Here is a 2,803-nt window from a genome sequence, read left to right on the forward strand (position 1 = left end):
AACGAATCTGATTGGCAATCAACGAACCCGCATCATCCTCCGAACCCAACACCTCACGCTGCCACAACGCATAATCCGCATACTGCACCGGAAGCTCGGTCCACGCCGGGTACTCCCACAGCGTGCGCGCGGCATAGGCGACCATGACGTCGCGGGCCAGCGGCGTCATCGACCAGCCGTCGGTGGAAATGTGGTGCACCACCATACCGAGCACGTACTCGGATTCGCTGATCTCGAAAAGCCGCGCGTGCAGCGGCACCTCGCTGGTGACGTCGAAAGCCAGGGACGCAAGCTCGATCAGGTGATCGAGCAAGGTGGCCTCGGTGACCGGAACGGGCGTCAGGTCCGGAACAATCTGTGCCGCATCCAGAATCACCTGCACCGGACCGGAAGCGGTGTCCGGGAATACCGTGCGCAGCGATTCGTGGCGGTCGATCACATCAATGACAGCAATCTGCAACGCGGCCACGTCCAGCTCACCCGAGAGCCGGATAGCAACCGGAATGTTGTTGACCGCCGACTCCGCCGCGTCGGCGCTACCCACCGAGAACCGGTTGAGGAACCACATCCGCTGCTGCGCCAACGACAACGGCACCCGCTCCGGACGCTCACGCGCCACCAGCTCCCGTCGCGCGCCGTCGCCGACATGGGATTCGACCCGAGCGGCCAGCGCGGCCACGGTCGAGGCCTCGAACAACAATCGCACCGGCACCGAGGTATCCAACGCGCTCCCCAAACGAGAAGCCACCTGGGTCGCGATCAGCGAATTACCACCGAGAGTGAAGAAGTCGTCGTCGGCGCCGATCCGCTCGACGCCGAGTACCTCACCGAAGACCTGCGCAACGATCTCTTCGATCGGCGTCGAGGGCGCACGGAACTGCCGCACCTCGAACACCGGCGCAGGCAACGCCCGACGATCCAGCTTCCCGGTCGGCGTCAACGGAACCCGATCGATCACGATGATCGACGACGGCACCATATACGCGGGCAAGCGCCGCGCCAGATCCCCCGACAACTCCGTGACATCCACCGAATGTCCCGGCACCGCAACGACATACGACACCAATACCGTCACACCCGCGGGACCCGTGTGACCCACCGTCACCGCGAAATCCACGCTCGGATGCGTGGTCAACGCCGCGTCGATCTCGCCGAGTTCGATGCGGAAACCACGCACCTTCACCTGGAAGTCCGAACGACCCACGTACTCGACCGCACCATCGGCAGTCCAGCGCACCACGTCGCCCGTGCGATACATCCGCTCGTCAACGGCGAACGGATTGGCGACAAAACGCTCTGCGGTCAAACCAGCGCGATCGAGATAGCCGCGCGCCAACTGAATGCCCGACACATACAACTCACCCGCAACGCCCACCGGCACCGGCTGCAACCGCGCATCCAACACCAGCGCTTGCATACCCCGGATCGGACCACCCACGGTCACCCGATCACCCGGGGACAGCACACCACTGATATTCGACGCAACCGTCGACTCGGTCGGACCGTACGCATTGAAGAACCGACGAGACACGCCGGAGCCTTCGTCCGCCGTAGCGAACTTGGTCAGCAGATCGGCCGAAACCGCTTCACCACCGGCGATCACGACCTGCAAGCCGGCCAACGCCGCCGGATCCATCGACGCCAGCACCGACGGCGTCAACATCGCATGCGTGACCCGCTCCGAGCGAATCAGATAAGCAAGCTCAGCACCGCCATAGACGCCCGGCGGCACCACCACCAATGCGCCGCCGCCACCGACCGCGAGCAGGAACTCCAGGATCGAGGCATCGAAGCTCGGCGAAGCGAAATGCAGTGCCCGAGTAGAACTATCGAGCCCATACCGCTCATTCTGCTCGGCGCGGAAGTTGGCCAGACCGGCGTGCGTGAGCACCACGCCCTTCGGCCGACCTGTCGTGCCCGAGGTATAGATGACATACGCAGGATGCTGCGGCAGCAACGGCCGCACACGATCCGAATCCGTCACTACCGCATCCGAATACCCGCCCAGATCCAACTCGTCGAGCACCAGCCAGTCCACCGAATCCGGCAACTGCCCCCGCACCGACGACACCGTCACACCAACCCGGGCACCCGAATCAGACAGCATGTACTCAATACGATCACTAGGCAGATCCGCCGCAATCGGCAAGAACGCCGCACCCGACTTCGACACACCCCACGTCGCCAGATACGACAACTCCGAGCGCGGCACCGTCAACGCCACAACATCCTCAGCACCGACACCACGCTCAATAAGCAACCGCGCCAAACGATTCGAGCGAGAATCCACCTCGCCGTAAGACACACTTCTCCCCTCGAACACCACAGCAGGCGCGAGCGGATCACGAGAAGCCACTTCAGCCAGCAACTCCGGCAAAACTCGTGCCTCCGCAGCCGGAGCCCCGACACGCGCGACCAAGCCCGCACGCTCACCCACACCGAGAATTTCGACATCACCCACCGGGACCGACGCATCTGCAGAGACGGCGTCGAGGAGTCGCACCCAGCGTTGCGCGATATCGGCGGCGGTCGACTCGTCGAACAAGTCTGCGGCATAGGTCAATTCCAGCGTCGCGCCGCCACCCGGCGCGTCCGAGACCACGAATTGCAGGTCGAACTTCGCCAGATCGACCATCAACTCCTCGACCTGGACGCTGGACCCTTCCAACTCCAGTCGAGCCCGGTCCATGTTCTGCACCGAGAGCATGACCTGGAACAGCGGGTGCCGCGCCTGCGAACGCGCCGGATTCAGCACCTCCACCAAACGCTCGAAAGGCACATCCGCATGCCCGAACGCCGCCAA

At 63.8% G+C, this 2,803-nt stretch carries 1 protein-coding gene; it reads right to left on the reverse strand.

The genetic code is table 11. The annotated features are described in order from the left end of the window. The coding region (locus tag ACGFNJ_RS44045) for an amino acid adenylation domain-containing protein (RefSeq protein WP_393462653.1) at positions 1-2,779 on the reverse strand (2,779 nt) is incomplete at its 3' end. Positions 2,780-2,803 lie beyond the last annotated feature (24 nt).

Source organism: Nocardia sp. NPDC049149, from assembly GCF_043197455.1.
In the GTDB taxonomy this organism is placed as follows: domain Bacteria; phylum Actinomycetota; class Actinomycetes; order Mycobacteriales; family Mycobacteriaceae; genus Nocardia.